Source organism: Janthinobacterium sp. J1-1 (genome assembly GCF_030944405.1).
GTDB lineage: Bacteria > Pseudomonadota > Gammaproteobacteria > Burkholderiales > Burkholderiaceae_D > Janthinobacterium.
The window spans coordinates 5,184,172-5,203,896 of the sequence record NZ_CP132339.1 but is presented as its reverse complement, the minus strand read 5'-3'; the positions used below and the strand labels follow the sequence as shown (position 1 = coordinate 5,203,896).

General features: G+C 64.2%; 15 protein-coding genes. 14 read left to right on the top strand and 1 reads right to left on the bottom strand.

Going from position 1 to position 19,725, the window contains the following annotated elements:
* Positions 1-9 precede the first annotated feature (9 nt).
* From Q8L25_RS23820 to Q8L25_RS23800, 5 genes are all read left to right on the top strand, one after another.
* Positions 10-1,221 carry a hypothetical protein gene (locus tag Q8L25_RS23820; protein WP_308921767.1) on the top strand — a complete coding sequence of 404 codons (1,212 nt, stop codon included), beginning with the start codon at positions 10-12 and terminating at the stop codon, positions 1,219-1,221.
* Between the two features lie 29 nt (positions 1,222-1,250).
* Positions 1,251-3,140 carry a propionate--CoA ligase gene (locus tag Q8L25_RS23815; protein ID WP_308921766.1) on the top strand — a complete coding sequence of 630 codons (1,890 nt, stop codon included), beginning with the start codon at positions 1,251-1,253 and terminating at the stop codon, positions 3,138-3,140.
* Positions 3,141-3,315: 175 nt separating this feature from the next.
* Positions 3,316-4,020 carry a M12 family metallopeptidase gene (locus Q8L25_RS23810; protein ID WP_308921765.1) on the top strand — a complete coding sequence of 235 codons (705 nt, stop codon included), beginning with the start codon at positions 3,316-3,318 and terminating at the stop codon, positions 4,018-4,020.
* A 13-nt stretch (positions 4,021-4,033) separates the two neighbouring features.
* Positions 4,034-6,448: a caspase family protein gene (locus Q8L25_RS23805; RefSeq protein ID WP_308921764.1), complete on the top strand. Its 2,415-nt coding sequence runs from the start codon at positions 4,034-4,036 to the stop codon at positions 6,446-6,448.
* Positions 6,445-7,020 (top strand): hypothetical protein, encoded by a 576-nt coding sequence (locus Q8L25_RS23800; protein ID WP_308921763.1) that lies wholly within the window; start codon positions 6,445-6,447, stop codon positions 7,018-7,020. Before Q8L25_RS23805 ends, Q8L25_RS23800 begins: the two co-directional genes overlap by 4 nt.
* Before the next feature lie 3 nt (positions 7,021-7,023).
* On the opposite strand, the gene Q8L25_RS23795 is transcribed toward Q8L25_RS23800, so the two are convergent.
* Positions 7,024-7,737: a S24 family peptidase gene (locus Q8L25_RS23795; RefSeq protein WP_308921762.1), complete on the bottom strand. Its 714-nt coding sequence runs from the start codon at positions 7,735-7,737 to the stop codon at positions 7,024-7,026.
* A gap of 147 nt (positions 7,738-7,884) precedes the next feature.
* On the opposite strand from Q8L25_RS23795, the gene Q8L25_RS23790 reads away from it, so the two are divergent.
* From Q8L25_RS23790 to Q8L25_RS23750, 9 genes are all read left to right on the top strand, one after another.
* Positions 7,885-8,304: a helix-turn-helix domain-containing protein gene (locus Q8L25_RS23790; protein ID WP_308921761.1), complete on the top strand. Its 420-nt coding sequence runs from the start codon at positions 7,885-7,887 to the stop codon at positions 8,302-8,304.
* 16 nt (positions 8,305-8,320) lie between these two features.
* On the top strand, positions 8,321-8,863 hold the full coding sequence (locus Q8L25_RS23785; protein WP_308921760.1) for a hypothetical protein: 543 nt from the start codon (positions 8,321-8,323) through the stop codon (positions 8,861-8,863).
* Positions 8,864-9,208: 345 nt separating this feature from the next.
* Positions 9,209-10,414, top strand: a complete 1,206-nt coding sequence (locus tag Q8L25_RS23780) for a phage tail tube protein (protein ID WP_308921759.1) — start codon at positions 9,209-9,211, stop codon at positions 10,412-10,414.
* A 74-nt stretch (positions 10,415-10,488) separates the two neighbouring features.
* Positions 10,489-10,932: a hypothetical protein gene (locus Q8L25_RS23775; RefSeq protein WP_308921758.1), complete on the top strand. Its 444-nt coding sequence runs from the start codon at positions 10,489-10,491 to the stop codon at positions 10,930-10,932.
* A 176-nt stretch (positions 10,933-11,108) separates the two neighbouring features.
* Positions 11,109-11,276: a hypothetical protein gene (locus Q8L25_RS23770; protein ID WP_308921757.1), complete on the top strand. Its 168-nt coding sequence runs from the start codon at positions 11,109-11,111 to the stop codon at positions 11,274-11,276.
* Between the two features lie 50 nt (positions 11,277-11,326).
* Positions 11,327-14,533 (top strand): hypothetical protein, encoded by a 3,207-nt coding sequence (locus tag Q8L25_RS23765; RefSeq protein WP_308921756.1) that lies wholly within the window; start codon positions 11,327-11,329, stop codon positions 14,531-14,533.
* Complete coding sequence (locus Q8L25_RS23760) at positions 14,530-16,005, top strand: hypothetical protein (protein WP_308921755.1); 1,476 nt, start codon at positions 14,530-14,532, stop codon at positions 16,003-16,005. Before Q8L25_RS23765 ends, Q8L25_RS23760 begins: the two co-directional genes overlap by 4 nt.
* On the top strand, positions 16,002-18,728 hold the full coding sequence (locus Q8L25_RS23755) for a hypothetical protein (RefSeq protein WP_308921754.1): 2,727 nt from the start codon (positions 16,002-16,004) through the stop codon (positions 18,726-18,728). Before Q8L25_RS23760 ends, Q8L25_RS23755 begins: the two co-directional genes overlap by 4 nt.
* Before the next feature lie 280 nt (positions 18,729-19,008).
* Complete coding sequence (locus Q8L25_RS23750) at positions 19,009-19,725, top strand: hypothetical protein (RefSeq protein WP_308921753.1); 717 nt, start codon at positions 19,009-19,011, stop codon at positions 19,723-19,725.

The following is a 19,725-nucleotide window of genomic DNA, read 5'->3' as shown; positions in this document are numbered from 1 at the left end:
GGAGCGGCAATGAAAACGAGCTCCCGCGACTATCCACGCTTTCTGCTGGCCTTGTGCGCCTGCTTGATCCTCGGCGTATTGGCCGCCATCGCGCTGGTGGTGATCGTCGACCCGTATGGCCTGTACAAGGTGGTCGATCGCCCCGGCTTCAATGCCGTCAAGCCGGGCTTGACTCGCTACCAGGTGCAGATCAAGCAGGCCCACGCGCTGCGCCTGCGGCCGCAGGTGCTGATACTCGGTAACTCGCGCGCCGAAATCGGCTTCGATCCGGCCGCGCCGGCGTTTGCGGCGGCGCATGGCACGGTGTACAACCTGGCCATACCGGGTACGGGCCTGGGCACCTCGGCGTACCAGCTGACGCAATTGCTGGCCGCCGGCGTCAAGCCGGCGACCGTGATACTCGCTGTCGAATTCATGGATTTTCTGGCGTTGAAATCACCGGCTCGCAGCGCCGCAAAACCGGTCGGCTTAACTTACTGGCAATTCGACGCGCTGTTTTCGCTCGCTTCCGTCAAGGATGCGCTCAACACCTTGCGCATACAGGATGATGCGGAAGCGGCGATCTTGTCAGCCGACGGTTTCAACCCCTTGCGCGACTATGGCGCGCATGTGCGCAACGACGGCTATCACAAGATGTTCACCCAGCGTGCGCGTGAAAATGCCGCCAGCCTGAAAAGAAAATCCACCACCGCGCTGGACACGGCCGATTTCCGGCTATTGCGGACCTTGCTGGTGCAGGCGTCCACCACTGACGCGCAGATCAAGCTGGTGATCTATCCGTATCACGCGCAGTGGCTGGCGATGCTGGAAGCGGCCGGCCTGTGGCCGCTGTTCGAACAGTGGAAGGCGCAGCTGGTGCGCGAGATTGCCGCCATCAAGGCCAGCCACCCCGGCGCCTCGATTTCCCTGCACGATTTCAGCGGCTTTGGCCCGTACAACTGCGAGCGTATTCCCGCTGCCGGCGAGCGCGGCGCCGTCACGCAGTGGTATTGGGAAGCCGGGCATTTCAAGAAGGCGCTGGGCGACGTGGTGCTGGAGCGGCTGCTGTTGCCGGCATCACAGTCGCCTGGCCCGGGCCTTGACTCAAGCTCGCTGGCGGCCAACACGCGGCGCATCGCCGCCGAACGGCTGGAATGCATGGCGGCCCAGCCGGATGTATTTTTAACCGCAACAAAAATGTTTGACCCGCGTGACAGACCGCGCGGCGAAAAACCGATGTAATGACACCATAAAAACCCCAAGGAGGAGACATGAGTTTTGCCCAGTTTTACCAGCATTCAATTGACCACCCCGAAGCGTTCTGGCGCGAGGAAGCCAAGAAGATAGACTGGCATACGCCGTTTTCACAGGTGCTCGACGACAGCCGGCCGCCATTCACGAAGTGGTTCGTCGGCGGCACGACGAATCTGTGCCATAACGCCGTCGACCGCTGGGTCGGCGCCCGTGGCGACGCACCGGCGCTGATCGCCATTTCCACCGAAACCAATACCGAGCGCACATATAGCTATCGCGAACTGCAGCGCGAGGTGGAGCGCTGCGCGGCGATCCTGCTGTCGCTGGGCGTGGGCCAGGGCGACCGTGTGCTGATCTATATGCCGATGATCGCCGAAGCGGCGTTTGCCATGCTGGCCTGCGCGCGCATCGGCGCCATCCACTCGGTGGTGTTCGGCGGCTTCGCTTCCAACAGCCTGGCCAGCCGCATCGACGACGCGCAGCCGAAACTGGTGTTTTCCAGCGATGCGGGCTCGCGCAACGGCAAGCCGATTGCCTACAAGCCGCTGCTGGACGAAGCGATCCGCATCGCTGCGCACCAGCCCGAACACGTGCTGCTGGTCGACCGTCGGCTGGTGCCGATGGCACTGGTGGCCGGGCGCGATGTCGACTACGCCGCCCTGCGCGAGCAGCATCTCGAGGCGCAGGTACCCATCACCTGGCTCGAATCGAACCAGGTCTCGTATGTGCTGTACACCTCGGGCACCACCGGCAAGCCGAAAGGCGTGCAGCGCGACGTGGGCGGCTATGCGGTGGCGCTGGCGTCGTCGATGCAATATACGTTCTGCGGCCAGCCTGGCGAGACCTTTTTCGCCACCTCCGACATCGGCTGGGTGGTCGGCCACTCGTATATCGTGTATGGCCCTCTGATCGCCGGCATGGCGACGATATTGTACGAAGGCCTGCCGATCTGCCCCGACGCGGGCATCTGGTGGAGCATCGTTGAAAAATACCGGGTCACGCGCATGTTCTCGGCGCCGACGGCCATTCGCGTGCTGCGCAAGCACCCGGTGGAGCTGATGCGCAAGCACGATCTGTCGTCGCTGAAGGCGCTGTATCTGGCGGGCGAACCGCTGGACGAAACCACCTCGCAGTGGATCGCCGGGGAGCTCAAGGTCGACATCATCGACAACTACTGGCAGACCGAGACTGGCTGGCCCATCCTGTCGGTGGCCAGGGGCGTGGCCGATACGCCGACGCGCCTGGGCAGCCCGGGCCTGGCCATGTACGGCTACAAGGTGAAACTGCTCGATGAATCGACCGGCGAGGAGTGCGGCGCGAATGAAAAGGGCGTGCTGGTGCTGGAAGGGCCGCTGCCGCCGGGCTGTCTGCAAACCGTGTATGGCGACGACCAGCGGTTTGTCGACACCTACTGGTCCACCTTCGGCGACAAACAGGTGTACTCGACGTTCGACTGGGGGCTGCGCGACGCCGACGGCTATTACTTTATCCTGGGCCGCACCGACGACGTGATCAATGTGGCCGGCCATCGCCTGGGCACGCGCGAGATCGAGGAGAGCATTTCCAGCCACCCGAATGTGTCGGAAGTGGCGGTGGTCGGCATGGAGGACAAGCTCAAGGGCCAGGTGGCGATGGCCTTCGTGATCCTGAAAGACCCGCGGGCGGCGGAAAGCGAGCAGGGCAGGGCGCTGCTGGAGCGCGAAGTGATGGCGGTGGTCGACCGCCAGCTGGGCGCCGTGGCGCGGCCGGCGCGTGTGCTGTTCGTGCCGCAATTGCCGAAGACGCGTTCGGGCAAGTTGCTGCGGCGCGCCATCCAGGCCGTGTGCGAAGGGCGCCATCCGGGCGACCTGACGTCGATGGACGATCCGCTGGCCTTGCAGCAGATCGAGAGCGTGATGGCGGCTTGAGCGCTCTTGCCGGTCTGTATGCGCGCGATCAAACCATGCCCGGGCAAGGACTGAACTTGTTCCTGTTTTGATCCGTCTTATTGGAAGGAGCGGTGGCGGCACCGTGGTCTGCGCCAGCGGACGGTGCTGCCGGCCGCATCCATCATCCACCCTTCCACCATGACGGGAGACGGCCATGTCGGCGAATGAACAGCATTATTGCAGTTGTCTGACCATCGAAGACCTCGCACCGGAGGTGCGTAAAGTATTGCAGGAGCAGGTGCGGGGCGTGCTGCTGAAGAGCGCGAAGTGGCCCGACCGCAGCATCATCAAGATACGTTTCCTCGACGGCGAACCCGAGTTGCAGCGGCGCGTGCGCAAGGTGGCCGATGAATGGGACAAGCTGGCCAACCTGACGTTCTCGTTCGTCGAGCATGGCCCGACCGATGTCCGTATCGCCTTCAAGCCCGGTAACGGTTCCTGGTCTTACCTGGGCACCATGTGCAAGAGCATCCCGGAACCGCAGCCGACCATGAATTTCGGCTGGCTGAATACCGGCACCGGCGATGAGGAGGTGCGTCGCGTGGTACTGCACGAATTCGGCCATATGCTCGGCTTGACGCATGAACACATGAACCCCACCGGCGGTGGCATCCAGTGGAACCGCGATGCCGTGATCCGCGACCTGAGCGGGCCGCCCAACAATTGGGACCACGATACGATCGAACGCAATATGTTCCAGAAATACGAGGCAAAGCAGATAGTTGCTACCAAGCTTGATCGCGATTCGATCATGATGTATCCGATACCCAAGGCCTGGACGCTGGATGGGACCGAAGTCGGTTTCAATGTGAACCTGTCCGACACCGACAAAAAATTCATCAAGGATAATTACAGGTAAGCAGGAGGCCCCCATGCCAGATCATGCGATATTAATCGGCATCGGCAACTATCCGGCATTGGGCGACGACGACAGTCCCGCCAGGCTGGACGGCCCTGTCAACGATGTCAGGGCCATCGAGGCGTGGCTGCGCGCCCCGCAAGGTGGCGCGTTTACCGACCAGGACGTTATCCACGTCATCCTTTCCGCCAGCGCGGCGGAAATGGCCGGCAAGGCGAAGCCGACGGTGGACGAGCTGGAACAGGTGCTGGTGGAAATCGCTGACCTGGCGGAAGCCAACCGTGCCGCCGGCAAGGACATGCGGGTGGGCGATCGCCTGTACCTGTTCATGGCAGGGCATGGTTTTTCGCCCGAGCGCAACAGCGGCTGCCTGTTCACGGCGAATGCGACGAGACGGTTCAATGCCCATATCCATGCGACCGGATGGCTCAACTGGCTGCAGGACGGGGCCTACTTTCATGAATTCGTGCTGTGGATGGATTGCTGCATGGACCGCATGGCATCCGGTCCGGTACGCGATCCCCTGATGAACGTGATCGACGCCCGCATTCCTCCTCGCGCCAGCTTTATTGCGTTTGCGGCGCAGCGCCCCTTGAAGGCGGTTGAGCATGCCATTGATGCCGACGGCGGCAAGGTGCATGGCGTATTTACCTGGGCCCTGCTGCAAGGCTTGCGCGGCGCGGCGGCCGACCAGAACGGACGCGTCACCGGGCGCAGCCTGGCCGACTGGCTGCGCAATGCGCAGTCCGCCCTGATGACGGATGAGCAGCGCAACAACAGCGAGGTCGCGCTCGACCCCGAAATCATCCAGGAAGATAGCGGACTGATCTTTTGCCGGGGAATCGCACCGTTGCGCTATCGCGTCACGCTTGATTTTCCGCCCGAGGCGCAGGGCCACGCAGCCAGCCTGTGGAGTGGCATCCCGCCGGCCGCGCGGCAATTCAGCGCCGGCACTCAGGAACTGCTGCTGACACCTGGCCTGTACCTGGTGCAAGTGCCTGGCCTCGAGCTGTCGCAAGGGTTTGAAGTGCTGGGCGACATGCTGGTCCAGGTGCGCGAAACCGGACTGCCAGCCGATCCTGCGGCGGCGGGCAAGATTTTCACGCTCGATATCGATCCCGGTAATCTCAGCACCGAAATCTTTGTGATTGACCAGCGCCTGTCGCTGGTCGACCGGGATGGCGGACGCCTTTCGGCGCCTTTGCCATTCGGCCTGTTCAAGATCAAGACGCGCCTGGGGCGCGGCACCAGCCAGCGCGTCATCCTGCTTGACCGCGACACCGCGATCGGCGATACCGCCAGCATCACGCGCCCGCCGTCGTCGGTGGTGCCCTTGCCAGGCACCACCTCGTCGGTGGACGCGCATACCGAGGGCCGGGCAGACGCCATCAATGCCAGCAGCCGGCAGGCTGGCGGCGCCGATGCGGGCGGGGCGGCGCTGATGCTGATGGCGCGTGCGTATAGCGCACCGGCTACCTCGCTGCGGCACAGCGAACCTTGGCGGGGCGTGAGCATCGTCGACGCCCAAGGCGCCACGGTACTCGATGGCGAGCACGATACGCAAAAACATCATGCCAGGGACCCGTATGCCATCGCCAGCCGGCAACTGGAGCCCGGCAACTACTTCCTGCGCCAGCAGTTGAGCGATGGCGTCGTCATCGAGCAAAGCCTGCTGGTGCGCAGGGGCTGGCGGCTGGAAGTGTATTTGTTGCGCCGCGGCATGCCTGGCAAGGACGTGCTCTCCGCGCGCCCGCGCGTGTCGCTGCTCATGCGCAGGATGGAGCAGGGCGCCAGCCTGGAGCCGGCCGAAGACAACTTGGCCGAGAGCCTGCGCCTGGCGCTGGCCGATGAACGCCGCATCCTGAATGCCGATCTTGAAAACTTGCTGACGCTGCCGCTTGACAACCCGATCGTGGGGCTGACCGGCGGTCACCTGCTGCTGCTGGAACGCCAGCGCGACCAGCACCGCGATATCGGCAATCTCGACATCATCGTCGCGCATTTAAAGCCGCAACTGGGCACCAGCCACCCTGACTGGGTGGCGCTGGCGCTGCAATGCAAGGCCGACCTCGTGCCGCCCGATATCGTGCTCGATGGCCCGCCCATGTTCGCCCGCAGCTGGCCGATGCTGGTGCGGGCCGCGCACGAGGGGCGTATCGACCTGCCGGCGGTCATGTGGGAACGGGTACAGGCGCTGTCTTCCTTGCCGCCATTTATGGCATGGAGCATCGATGACGACGTCCGGCTGGCGGCGCGGGACGCCTTGCGCCAGGCGCTGGCGGGGCCGCCATCCGCCGCCCCGGCAATGGCGATGAGCATGGTGCCGGGAAATGCAACAGGGCCGCATGCCGGTTCCTTGCTGGCGCGGGCGCAGAAGTGGCAAGTACCGCCCTCGGCGCTGCCCTCGCTGGCAGCTGCGCCGCCATGAACAATGTCAGGCCGGTGCGCCTGCCGCTGGGCCGTGGCGTCAGCCTGACGTTCCAGCGCTTCTTTTATCCCACCGGGGGCAGCGTGGACCAGCCACCGGCCAGCCTCGGCGCGTTGCCGGTCGGGCGCAATGCGCTGGGCGCGTGGCTGCTGCCATTGGCCGACGACGAGTGTTTCTGGATCGGCATGAGCGAAAACAGGGAGCTGGCGCCGGCGATGCTGGCGGTCCGGGCCGAGCTGGGCGATGCGGCGCTGGTTGACGCCGTCACGGGCCAGCCGTGGGACGCGCGTGATGCCGGCGAACTGGCGCTGCCGGGCACAGCGTGGCTGGCCGGCCTGCGCCAGCCTGGCAGCGGGCCATTGTGGACGGTATTTTCCAACAGCAGCCTGGTGCCGGCGGCGCAGCGCTGTATCTCGCTGACCTTTCGCCTGCGCGCGCGCGGCGATCACGGCGCGGGCATGGCGACGCGGCTGGAACTGGTCAACTACGCGCGTTTTTTCAGCGAGACCGGCATCCGGCCACCGGCGCCCATGGAGGCCGATGCGGCCTACAAAGGATGGCGTTTGCCATGAATCTCAGATGCGCTCACTCTCCTTGCGCACCACCCGCCCGACAATAATGCACTCCATGCCACGGCACATCTTGCGGTGGTATTTGCGCTGGTCGGGGTTGTCCGAGGTCAGCCACCATTCGCCGACATCGCGCGCCAGGCGCTTGACCACCGGTTCGCCTTCGTAATTGATGGCATACACCACGCCGTCGATGGGCCGGATATCGGCTGTGTTGATGATCACCACGTCGTCTTCATACAGGGCCGGCTCCATGCTCTCGCCCTTGACCTTGATCGCCACCAGTTTTTCAGGGTGATAGCCATGGCGGTCGACCCAGCCGCGCGGCACGCTGATGGTGCTGCCGTCATGCGTTTCCGGCTCGATCGCAAAGCCGGTGATACCGGCCGACAAGCGCAATTTCACCTTGCGGATATCGTAGAAGCGCTCGTCCTCGCCATCGTTGACAAAGACCGGCTTGACGCCGGCCAAGGCACGTGCCGCCAGGGCCGCCTGGTCCGGTGCCGCACCCTGGTCGAAATACATGCTGTCCAACTGCAGGTCCGCTTCCAGCTTGCGCGCAATCTTTTCGCTGAAGGCGCGCCCTTCGCGGTAGGTGGGCGACAGGATCTGCGAAATGCGCGCTTCGCTCCAGCCGCTGGCGTCGGATATTTTCTTGCGCGTGTGCTCGTAGTGCTCGCTGATCAGTGCCAGCAGTCGGTCGCGTCTGTATTGATACATGTTCATCTCCGCATTAAACCCGAAATTTACCGTTTGATAAATTACCAAATGCTTGACTTTAACATTAGCGATTGATAAAGTCCACTTGTTGCCTGTCGCAAATTCGCACACAGCGTTGCCCGGCAGGCAGGTACAGGGAGGATGGAGATGTTGAACAGCAGTCAGGTGGTCCGTCGCGGAGCGCCACCGCAAACAGGGCGCAGGATACTGGGGCGCAGCAAGAAATCGCAGCTGCATATCGCCGATATCGCGCAGCATATCGCCGCGCACGGCCAGGCCAGCGCGGCGCAGTTGTCGGCCCTGCTGGGCCTGGACGCCGGCACCATGAGCCGCTACCTGCGCCATATGTGCGGCGCCGGACTGATCCACCTGGCGCAGCGCCATTGCACCGAGCCGGGGCGCCAGCGGCCCGCCCTGTATGCGCCGGGCGAGGCGGACGACGAAGGCGAAGCCTGGGCCGAATTACCGCCGCAGGTGCGCCGCATGGCCAGCTGGCCGTGCGGCACGGCCAGCCGCGATCCGCTGGTGGCGGCCCTGTTCGGCCCGGCCCGCTCATCAACACAGTAACAACGAGGAGAACATCATGGGGTTTGCAGAACAATTCATCGCCTCGCTGTCGTCGCGTAATTTGCGGGACGACGCGGTGCACCACGACCTCGACGTGATCGCCGCCGCCGCGCTGGCCGGCGACATGGGTGCCTTGCTGTGCCGCGTCAAGTACGCGGACGGCACCGTCAGCCGCGTGTTCGAGGGCAATGCCGGCAACCTGGCGCAGCTGCTGCGCGCCTGGACCGCGGCCGTGGCAAAAAAGGGCCAGGCGCGGCGCTGGGTCAAGGCGCGCACCGCCTGGGACGCGCAGGCGGCCAATACCCTGTACCGGCGCGTGGCCGAAGCGTCGCTGGCCCATTGGCTCGACAGCAAATGCAAGGTCTGCCACGGCACCGGTGTCGTCAGCGCCGGCACGGCGGGCGCACCGCTCGTCTGCAAGGCTTGCCACGGCGCCGGTGTAGCGGCGATCACCTGTTCCGGCGGCTTTGAACTGGAGCGTATCAAGGACATGGTCAGCGAACTGGAAGCGATTTTCCAGTCGCACGGCCGGCGCGCCATGCGCCGTCTGGGCAGATAAAATAATTGTGCAAGAAGCCTGGTACTGAAAAAAACGCCCCTAGAATAGAGTCTCGCTCAAGCAGCAAACAAAGCGAACGCAGCACAGCAGAACCGCAACACCACATGCTTGTCCACTCGTAATAGACGCGCTTCCGGCGCGACACCGATAGGATAATCTCCAGCGCCCACGCCTTCCCGGCAATACTACGCACACCTCCCGTTCGGCGCGGCCTCGCGCCGTCCGAACTTTTCAGCCCGCAGAGCCTTGCCGCCTGCGGGCTGTTTCCATTGCTTTCCCGTTTTTCCAGCACATCCACCCAGACCGCCCGGCGGTCTTTTTTTTATCTCATGAAAGGCATTACCCATGGCATCGACAGCAAACGGCATCGACAGCGTGATCGTCATCAGCAAACAAGGCGCCGAAGGCGTCAAGGCGGCGGCCGGCGGCGGCCAGGTCTACCCGCGTGTCACGGCCACCTTCGACACCGAAGCGGACAAATACGCCAGCAGCGAAATCGACGCCAGCCAGCAGCAGGGCGACACCCGCCTGGGCAACTTCCGCACGACCGGTGCCATCAAGGCCGAAGCGGCCTGCGGTACCTATGCGCCGCTGATGGCCGCGCTGCTGCGCCGCGACTTCACGGCCGGTGGCGTGGCCGCCGCCCAGACCAACATCGCTGCCGCCGCCAACGGACTGGTGCGCAGTGCGGGTTCCTGGCTGGCCGACGGTTTCCGCGCCGGCAGCGTGGTGCGCATCAGCGGCATGACGGCGCCGGCCACCGCCAACAACGCAAAAAACTTTTTCGTCACCGCCGTTACGGCCACCAACCTGAACGGCCAGTTCATGGACGGCTCGGCGATGGTCGTCAAGGCGGCCGGCGATTCGGTCGCAGTAAGCGCCGTGGGCAAGCGCAGTTTCACGCCGTTGACCGGCCACACCACCGACTGGTTCACGGCCGAAGTGCAGGACCCGAACATCGGCGTGCATCGCAGCTTTGTCGACCAGCTGGTCAGCAAGATGGATATCGCGGTGCAGCCGAACGGCATCACCAGCCTGGACTTCACACTGATGGGCAAGGCGGAAGGCCCGACCACGGCTGCGCCGCATTTCGTCACACCGGCTGCGGCCGCGGGCAGCGGCAAGTTCTCGGGCGCCACGGCGATGCTGTCGGTGAACGGCATCCCGTCGCAGATCTGCACCGGCATGTCGGTCTCGCTCGACGGCCAGGTCAAGGTCGATCCGGTGATCGGCTCGAAGTTCGCCACCGCCGCCTCGCGCGGCAAGGTGCTGGGCTCGGGCCAGTTCACGGTGCTGCTGCAGGATGCCGTCTATCTCGACTACTTCAAGGACGAGACGGAAATCGCCCTGGCCTACGCCATGGCGTCCGGTACCGCCCCGGACGCCGACGTGCTGGCGCTGGCCATGGGCCGCGTCAAGATCACCTCGGCCAAGATCGACGACGGCGAGAAAAACAAGATCGTCACCTGCGCCTTCGACATCCTGCGCTACCAGGGTGCCGACGCGCAGCATGAAGCGACCACCCTGAGCATCCAGGACAGCGCGCTGTAAGCATTCCACGGTTGCCAGGGCCGCCCGCGTGGCGGCCTTTTTTTATCTTTTACTTTCTACAGAAAGCAGCACACATGAACAACGCACAAAAAATCCAGGCAGGTTTTGATATCGGCAACCTCAACGCGGCCGCCGCGCCCGTCACCTTCGACGTGCCCGTCATCTTCGACGCCGACGGCGAAGCGGTGGCCGGCCTGACCATTGTCGGCAAGAACAGCGAGCAATACCGCATCGCCAACAACGCCGTGCGCGCCGAAGGCTACAAGAAATCCGCGCGCCGCAAGACCGCCATCGACGCCTCCACCGACGAAGGCGCCGAACTGCTGGTGCAGGCGATCGACGGCAACCAGAAGCGCCTGGCGCTGGCCGTGGTCACCGGCTGGTATGGCTTCACCAGCAATGGCGCGCCGGTGCCGCTGGACCCGGCCTTGCTGGAAGCGGCGTTTGAAAAATATCCGACCTGGCAGGAAAAAGTCACCACCGCGCTGGAAAACGAGTCGAATTTTTTGAAACTCTGACGGCCAGCCTGCTGCGCTACGCGGGCCACCAGTTCGAGCGCGGCGCGCGCGCCGCCGACGGCCATGCCAAGGGCGAGCACCTCGATGCCGCCCGCCGTCATCCGCTCTACCGCGCGCCGCCGGAAGCCGAAGCGCCGCCGCTGCCGTTCGAGCTGGCCCACGTCTGGGAGTGGTTCGTGCAGCTGAACCGCAAGCGTCAGAACGGCATGGCCGTCAATCCCATCGCCAGCACCGAGATCCTGGCGTGGCAGGCGCGCCACCGGCTCGCCGTGGAGCCGTTCGAGCACCAGTTGCTCGATAGTCTCGATGCGCTGTTTTTGTCGCATCAGCATGCGCCAGCTTGACCGTCTTTTTCAACCCGGCCGCCATGTGCGGCCTTTTTTACAGGCCAACCATGCCAGAGATAACGGAGTTAAAAAACGCCTTAGACACGTCGAAGGCGGGCGCAGAGGCGCTCAAGGCACTCGACGAAGCCAGCAGCGCCGCTGCCGCCAGCCTCAAGGAGGTCAATACACAGATGGAATTGTCCGTGCTGCTGCTGCGCGCGCAGGCAGAGCAGGCGCGGGACAGCGCTGCGGCAGCAAAGGCGCTGGGAGCCGTCAACGTCGCCGAAGCCAAGGCGCTGGCTGACGCCTACAAGGTGGCCAGCCTGGGCGATGCCTATACCCGGTTAGCCGCCATGCGCGCCGGCGCCACTGAAGGAATCGGTGCCGGCAAGGGTGTCGCGACCAAGACTGGTGACAAATACATTGCCTTTGCCTCGGACGAACAGCGCCAGATTAATCTGGATGGCGCCGGCAAGGAAGCTGCCGATGCCAAGGCCAAGACGGCTGCGGCGCCTGTGGCGCCAACGCGCAAATATAGCGAGGCGGAATGGAAGGAGGCGGGAGACTTCGCCACCGAGCTCGGAAAAAAACTGGAACATGCTTTCGGTGGTGTCGGCACCACCATCGGCAAGATGACCACTGCCTTGCTCAACTTCAGGAAGACGCAGGACGATATCGATTTCAACCTGGCGAAGGATCTTGCTGCGGCAAAGTCTGAACCGGAAGAGACCAAAGCGCGCGACAAGGCGCATATGGCGGGCGTCAAGCAATACAGGGAACTGGCAGGCGCCGCCAAGGGCTTCTTCAAGGAGCATACGACTGGTTACGAGGTGATGGAAAAGGTGGAGAAGGGGTTCCGTGCCTATGAATTCGCCATGAATGCCAAAGCCCTGTTTGAGAAGCTGACCAATATCACCGTGGTCACCACGGCGAAAACTGCGGTCACTACCGCCGAAATAGCGGGCGCCGCGACAGCAGTCGCTCCCGTAGCCGCCGCCGAGGCGGCCAAGTCGAGCGCCTACGGAACGACTGCGCTGGCATCCGCCCTGGCGACACCTTTTCCAGCCAATATCGGCGCCTTTGCGATGGTGGCTGGCATGCTGATGGCGATCGGTGTCGCCGTTTCCGGCGGTGGCGGCGCCGACACCACCGCCAAGGACCGCCAGTCCGCTAATGGCACTGGCACGGTGCTGGGCGACTCGTCGGCCAAGTCGGAATCGATCGCCAACAGCCTGGCCATCATGGAGAAAAATTCCGGCCTGGGCCTGGCGTATTCGTCGTCCATGGTGCTGTCGCTCAAGCAGATCGTGTCCGGTATCGGCGGACTGGGCAGCCTGCTGGTGCGCTCCGACTCGCTGACCGCCACCTTGGCGACCAAAAGCGGCTCCAGTGGTGGCATGCTGGGCAATATCGCCAGCAGCATTTTCGGCGGCAAGACCAGCGTCATCGATACCGGGATCGTGACCAGCCAGGCGAGCCTGGGCAATCTGGAACAATCGGGCATCAGCGTCAGTTCCTATGTCGACACCAAGAAGTCCGGCGGCTGGTTCTCCAGCGACAAATACCGCACGGCGCTGACGGGTCTTGGCGCCGAAACCGACGACCAGTTCAGCAAGATCATTCTGGGCCTGCGCGACACCATCGTCGCCGCCTCCGATACGCTGGGCCTGGGCGGCGACGCCTTTGCCAATAAATTGAATACCTTTGTCGTCAATCTGGGCAAGATCAGCCTGAAAGACCTGAAGGGCGAGGAGCTGCAGAAAGCCCTGGAAGCCGCGTTTTCCAAGCTGGGCGACGACATGGCCAAATTCGGCGTCGGTGGCCTGGAAAAATACCAGCAGGTGGGCGAGGGCTACCTGGAAACGCTGGCCCGCGTCGCCAACAACTATATGCAAGTGTCGGACGTGCTGGCCGTGCTGGGCAAGTCCTTCCAGGTGACCGGCCTGGGTGCCGTGGCGCTCAGCGAGAATCTGATCACCGCCGCCGGCGATCTCGATGCGCTGACCAGCGGCACCAGCTTTTTTGTCGACAATTTCCTGACCGAAGCCGAACGCATGGCGCCGATCACGGAATCCGTCAACGACGCCATGGGCAAACTGGGCCTGGCCGGTGTGACCACCATGGACGGCTTCAAGGCTGCCGTATTGAGCGCGGCCGATGGCGTGGCGCTGGGCCAGGATGGGGCGGCGCAGCTGTATGCATCGCTGCTGGCCCTGGCCGAGCCGTTCAAGACGGCCGCCGATTACGCGGCCGACCTGGCCGCGGCCACCGGTGCGGTGGCTGCGGCAAACAAGAGCGCCAGCGAGATTGTCAGCGAACGGCAAGATTTGCAGCAGCAGCTGAACGAGCTGACCAAAAGCGACACCGCGCTGTTGGCGGCACAGCGCGATGGCCTGGCCGACGTCAACCGCGCACTGTTCGATCAGGTGCAGGCGGCCAAGGCGGTGGTGACGGCCAAGGACGCGCTATCCAAAGCCTACGAAACCGAATCGGCGGCAGCCAAATCGGCGCTCGATAAATCCAGGTCCTGGGTGACCACCCTGAATGGCCTGAACGCCAGCATGGCGCTGGGTGCCCAATCGACGCTGACGCCGGAGCAAAAGTATGCCGAGGCGCGCGCCCAGTTCGAGAAGACCCTGGCGGCAGCCAATGCAGGCGACGCCTCAGCGCAGTCGGGCCTGTCAGCCGCCGAGCAGGCTTTCCTCACCGCATCGCAAGTGGTCAATGCGGCCGATGGCCGTTATGCGGCCGACTATGCCCGGGTGGTGGCTGCCAACGAAGACGCCTTGAAATGGGCGGCGGCACAGGTCGACGTGCAGCAGGCCAGCCTCGACGCCTTGAATGCCCAGGTATCCGGCCTGATCACCATCAACGACAGCGTGCTGACGGTGGCGCAGGCGATTTCCAACCTGCAGGTTGCCATGGGCGTGTCGAGTGGGCTGGGCGTGGAATTCACGAATGCACCAGCCGTCGCCGTGCAGGCCGCCATGACCAGCGAGCCTGTGCCGGTGGTATTCGATGCCACGCGCTATTCGGCCGGGTCAAGTGCGAGTTCCGAAGTGCTGGTCGCCGAGGTCCGCGCCCTAAATGCTCGCCTGGATGCTCAAACCGCTGAAATCAAGGGCCTGCGTGACGATCAGAAAAAACACACCGGCGCCACCATCCAGGCCACGTTCGAGTCGAACGCCATCGCCGCTAAAACGGTAGTGGCCGGCGTCGAGAAATCAGCCAAACAGTCCGTCTGGACCAATGAATCGAAAGCGGAACTAGCATGACAAATGAGCAATTTTTAGTATGGCTGCAGGATCCTGCGGCAGTGCGTATGGTGCTGGTCGAGGCGCTGGTCCATGTGGCCGGCGTCGAGGTCACCCGTTATCTGGCCTCGCGCCCGTTCTTGACCGGCCCGGCCGACGTTCCAGCCAATACGCTGTATGAGCCGCTGATCGTGGGCGGCATCGGCCTGAGCGAGCAGGTCTCGTTGACGGCCGAGGCATCGCTGTCGAGTGGCGATATCGAACTGTCAAACGTCGACGGCGAGCTCGATGGCTGGCTGGGTGAAGTGTGGGTGAACCGTACTATCCGGGCCTGGGTAGGCGATCCAAGCTGGCCGCGCGGGCAGTTCCAGCCGATTTTCAACGGTGTCATCGCCGATATCGACAGTGCCAGCCGCGATAGCGTCAACATCAAGCTGCGCGACAAGTTGCAGCGGCTGAACACGCCGCTGACCGAGCAGCTTCTGGGTGGCGTCACCGCCAACAAAGGCGCGCTGCTACCGCTACTGTTCGGCGAGGGCCACAACCTGGCACCGCTGCTGACCGACCCGGCGTTGCAGGAGTACCAGTTCCACGCGGGCCAGGTCGAACCTGGTGCCGAGGTGCGCACCAACGGCAAACCGCGCGAGGTGGATTTTTACCCAGAGCGCGGCGCATTCCGCTTCCGCGATGCCGTCGGCACCGGCGCCGTCACGGTCAGCGCCCACGGCGACAGCGCCGGCGGTTATAGCAACCGCATCGGCCCACTGGTGCAGCGCATTGTCACCGGCTATGGCAAAGCGTCGACGCGTTTCACGGCCGAGGACCTGGACGCGGCTAACTTCGCCATTTTCGATGCCGCGCACTCGCAGCCAGTAGGCCTGTCAGTGACCGATCGCACCAACGTGCTGGTGGCGTGCCAGCAATTGGCGGCCAGCGTAGGTGCGCAACTGATCTTGTCGCGCGCCGGCCTGCTGCGGCTGATCCAGCTGCGCTTGCCTGGCGTGGGCACGCCGACGATGTACATCACGCCGGAGCACATGCGCGAGCGCACATTGCGGCCGGTAGCGCGCCAGGAGGTGCTGGCGGCCGTCAAGATCGGCTTTTGCCGCAACTACATCGTGCAGCCAGACCTGCAAACCTCGCTGCCTGTCGAGCACAAGAGCCTGTACTCCAGCGAGTGGCTAACAGAAACGGCGACAGACGAGGTTGTGCGCGTCACCTACCGCCTCGATACGGAGCCGGTGCAGATCGACACCTGCCTGCTGCGCCGCGTCGACGCGGCGACGGAAGCAGCACGTCGCCTAGCGCTGGGCCGCGCGCCGCGCACTATTTATGAATTCGATGGAGAACCCGAAATGCTGCTACTTGAACTGGGCCAGGACGTCACCATCACCTATCCGCGTTTCGGCCTGGAGCAGGGCGTACCGGCGGTGGTGGTCTCGCTGGGCCCTGACTGGATCACCGGCCGCTGCACCGTGGGGGTGATGGTATGAGTGCATTAATCAATGATCGGGACGTGCTGATCCAGGGCACGGTGCCGCGCTATTCGACGCCGCTCGACCGCGCGCTGATGCTCACGCCCAGCGCCACGATGTTCGAGGTATCTGTGGGCGGCGTGCCAATTCCGGAAACAATCACTTTCTCGGCGCTGATGCTGGGCGCCGTCGGCGCGATCACGTTTTCCAGCGAGCCGGCGGTACCGCTGACGGTGACCAACGGCAACGCTGTGCTGAGCTACGCCGACATGGCACCCAGCATTGTGACGGTGACCGCCACCACCGTGATCGAGGGCGTAACCTATCGCGCCCGCCAGACGGTGGCCAAGCAGCAGGCGCTGGACCTGACGCCGCCTCCGACGCCGACGGGTCTGGTCGCGACCGGCCACCCGGCGACCATCACCCTGGCGTGGCATGCTGTGGTGGCCAATTACAACAATCTGTCGCACACCGAGGTGTGGCGCGCACCAGTGAATAATTTCGCCCAGGCGGTGCTGGCCGGCCGCGCCGATGGCCGTGAATATACCGATCCGGTCGGGCCTGGCGCATTCCGCTATTACTGGATTCGCTACGTCTCGCGCGCGGCCATCCCTGGCCCATATAACGCCAGCAGCGGCACGGTGGGCGCGTCGGATGCCGAGGTCGAGCATCTGCTGCAGGTGCTGACGGACGAGATCACCCGATCGCAGTTGCATGCAGACCTGGGCGCCAAAATTGATCTGATCGAGCCGACGCGGGATGCGGTCGCCGATCTGGAAGTGATCTACGGTGATACGGCATCGGCTGCGGCATCAGCGGCTCAGGCCGTGCAGGCCGCCGCCGATGCCGCGCTCAAGGCAGCGGCAGCCGATGCCGCCGCCGGCGGTGCCAGCCAGTACGCCAGCCAGGCGAACCTGTCGGCGACCACTGCCAGTACCGCCGCCGGCGCTGCGTCGACGTCGGCTGGTCAGTCATCGCAGGCGGCTACCGCTGCTGGCGGCAGCGCGGCGGCGGCGGAAAGCGCGGCCAGCACGGCAGCCAATGCCGCGGGCGCGGCTGGCGCCAGTGCCAGCGCAGCGTCGACCAGCAAGGACACTGCCGCCGGCTCGGCAACCGCTGCCGGCGTGCAGGCCGCCGCATCCTCGCAATCGGCGATCGAGGCAAAGGCGGCGCGCGACGCGGCCAGCGGTTCAGCCAGCGCCGCGCTGCAATCCGCCGGTTCGGCCAGTGCCTCATCGACGGCCGCCGGCGGCGCCGCCAGTCAGGCCGCCACCAGTGCCGAGCTGGCGGTGGGCGCCAAAAACACCGCCACCGGCGCGGCCGCCTCTGCATCGCAGTCGGCTGGCGCAGCGGGCACTGCCGAGACCAACGCCGCCGGCTCGGCAAGCCAGGCTGCCAGCAGCGCGCAGCTGGCGGCGGCATCAAATACTGCGGCTGGCGGGTCGGCGGCTGCGGCTGCTGGTTCGGCCAGCACGGCCGGCACGAAATCGACGGAGGCGGGGCAGGCAGCAACTGCTGCATCCCAGGCACTGCTCAATGCGGGCGCAGCGGCCGGGGCCGCTGGTGATGCCGCCACAGCTGCCGGGCAATCTGCCGGGCAAGCTGGCGCAAGCGCCAATGCGGCATCACTGTCGGCTCAAAGTGCCGCTGGCAAGGCAACGGATGCCGGCAGCAGCGCGGAGGCCGCCAGGGTGGACCGCATCTCCGCCGAGGCTGCATATAACCAGGCCGCCGGCGCTGCACTGGCCGCCAGTGGCTCGGCGCAGACAGCCGACGCGCGTGCAACAGTCGCCGGCCAGAGTGCCACGGCCGCCAACAACGCCGCCACCACTGCTGGCACGGCAGCTGGTCAGGCCGGGTCGTATCTGCAGCAGGTCGCGCAATCGGCCACCAATGCCGACGGTAGCGCGCAGGCTGCGGCGTCGTATCTGCTGCAAGCTCAGGCCACCCTTAAAGATCCGATCACAGGTTTGGTGACAGGTGTCGCGGCGGTCAAGGCCTCCGGCGAGGCGACAGCCGATAGCGTGGAGGGACTCAAGGCCAAGTATTCCATCAAGATGGATGTGGGTGGCATTGTCGGTGGCCTGGAGTTGCTGGGAGGTGGTGATGTCATCGACTTCGCTGTACACGCCAGCATCTTCTCGATCGCGGCGCCGGCCGGGAGTGGCATCGCTGCGGCAGTGCCGTTCATCGTGCGCACGACGGAAACGGTGGTCGGCGGTGTGACCATCCCGATCGGTGTGTATATCGCCAATGCCTTCATCCAGAACGCCAGCATTACCAATGCCAAAATCGGCGGCGATATTTGGTCGTCCAATTATTCACCTGGCCAGGCGGGATGGTACCTGAATCGCGCAGGGGATTTCTACGCCAATAGCGTGCGTCTGCGTGGCGCAATCACTGGGGGCGCGTTCACGGAATTTGCATGGCCGACCGGGGCAGGGTTCTACCTGGGGCCTGAGGGGCTGCGCCTGGGCGACATCGGCAGCGGGAAATACTTCCACGTTTCGGCTGACGGTCAGATATACGCGCCCGGCCTGACCATCATCAACGGGGCCGCCACGTTTGGCGGGGTGCTCAGCGCCGTTACCGGCACATTCCAACTGGTCCGTAGTCCAGGGCGTTCTGGCCCGGCCGGCAATGCGGGCAGTGGCGCAGGATACGACCAGACTGGCACCGGTCTGTATTTCTATGATGGGGTGAACGCGTTGCCCTATATCGAACTGGGGGAGTATCTCTGATGGCCCGAGGATTGAAAATACGGCGTGCCGGCGTGGTGGTGTTTGATGCATGGTTGGCCGCCGCCGGCGTGTGCATGGGAATTTTCCCGATTCCTGCGGGGGGGCGGACGATTACATTTCCAGAGGCTGGTGTCGGCCACATTCCAGTGGTGATCTACGGAGATGGGTTTCAGGTAATCCCGCACACCTACGATGAGTCGCTGGGCTACCCCAGATTTCAGTTTGGGGTTTGGCCAGCGTCGTCTAGTGGCCGGCAGCCATGCGTGGGGGTGTTTTTAAAATGACGAAACGCCTCAGAATTCGTAACCAGCACAATGAACTGGTGGTCGACAGCGACACCTATGGCACACACTGCATCGGCCGCGCGACATTCGTATCGCTGCAGCAGCACCATGGCTCGGGTGGCGGCACCGTGTCCGGTTCGTCGACCTATCAATTCGCCAGCACGCGCTCGATTCTGTGGGCGATCGATCTGCCCGTCGACCGGCGTGTCGGCATTCTCAAAACCGATTATGCAAATGGGGTGCATACGCTGACCGCATATTGTGGATACAGCGGCGCCGAAAATGGTGATTTCGACCAGCAGGAACAGGTCACCATCTGGGCGTTCACCACCATCACGGAGCGGATTGCTGATGCCGGTCTGCTGCTGCGCCACAGCGTTACAAACCAGGTGACGCACGATTTCGGCGCGCCGGCCCTCACGTTCCCGCTGGCCCTGGGTGGACTCGATAGCGGCGTGGTCGTCAATTCGGTGGCGCGCCCGGTAGCGCTCGGCGCCAGCCCTTATTACGAGGCGACCTATGAGCCAGGCACTGGCGGGCAATACATCAAAACCGATTACCGCCGGTTCCTGGTACGCCGGGTGAGCGGCGCGATCGCCTACGCCCCAACGCTCGTGCTGCGCTCCGGAATCATGAGCGGCGCGCTGCCACCCGATACCGTGTATTCCGAACCGTCGCCGTTTTTCATCGTCGACGGCACCAATTTGCCATAG

What these genes read in the sequence shown, in the direction of transcription:
- Q8L25_RS23765 (WP_308921756.1), top strand. Translation starts at nt 11,327, where the DNA reads ATGCCAGAGATAACGGAGTTAAAAAACGCCTTAGACACGTCGAAGGCG.
- Q8L25_RS23800 (WP_308921763.1), top strand. Translation starts at nt 6,445, where the DNA reads ATGAACAATGTCAGGCCGGTGCGCCTGCCGCTGGGCCGTGGCGTCAGC.
- Q8L25_RS23760 (WP_308921755.1), top strand. Translation starts at nt 14,530, where the DNA reads ATGACAAATGAGCAATTTTTAGTATGGCTGCAGGATCCTGCGGCAGTG.
- Q8L25_RS23805 (WP_308921764.1), top strand. Translation starts at nt 4,034, where the DNA reads ATGCCAGATCATGCGATATTAATCGGCATCGGCAACTATCCGGCATTG.
- Q8L25_RS23815 (WP_308921766.1), top strand. Translation starts at nt 1,251, where the DNA reads ATGAGTTTTGCCCAGTTTTACCAGCATTCAATTGACCACCCCGAAGCG.
- Q8L25_RS23820 (WP_308921767.1), top strand. Translation starts at nt 10, where the DNA reads ATGAAAACGAGCTCCCGCGACTATCCACGCTTTCTGCTGGCCTTGTGC.
- Q8L25_RS23750 (WP_308921753.1), top strand. Translation starts at nt 19,009, where the DNA reads ATGACGAAACGCCTCAGAATTCGTAACCAGCACAATGAACTGGTGGTC.
- Q8L25_RS23755 (WP_308921754.1), top strand. Translation starts at nt 16,002, where the DNA reads ATGAGTGCATTAATCAATGATCGGGACGTGCTGATCCAGGGCACGGTG.
- Q8L25_RS23795 (WP_308921762.1), bottom strand. Translation starts at nt 7,737, where the DNA reads ATGTATCAATACAGACGCGACCGACTGCTGGCACTGATCAGCGAGCAC.
- Q8L25_RS23810 (WP_308921765.1), top strand. Translation starts at nt 3,316, where the DNA reads ATGTCGGCGAATGAACAGCATTATTGCAGTTGTCTGACCATCGAAGAC.
- Q8L25_RS23785 (WP_308921760.1), top strand. Translation starts at nt 8,321, where the DNA reads ATGGGGTTTGCAGAACAATTCATCGCCTCGCTGTCGTCGCGTAATTTG.
- Q8L25_RS23780 (WP_308921759.1), top strand. Translation starts at nt 9,209, where the DNA reads ATGGCATCGACAGCAAACGGCATCGACAGCGTGATCGTCATCAGCAAA.
- Q8L25_RS23790 (WP_308921761.1), top strand. Translation starts at nt 7,885, where the DNA reads ATGTTGAACAGCAGTCAGGTGGTCCGTCGCGGAGCGCCACCGCAAACA.
- Q8L25_RS23775 (WP_308921758.1), top strand. Translation starts at nt 10,489, where the DNA reads ATGAACAACGCACAAAAAATCCAGGCAGGTTTTGATATCGGCAACCTC.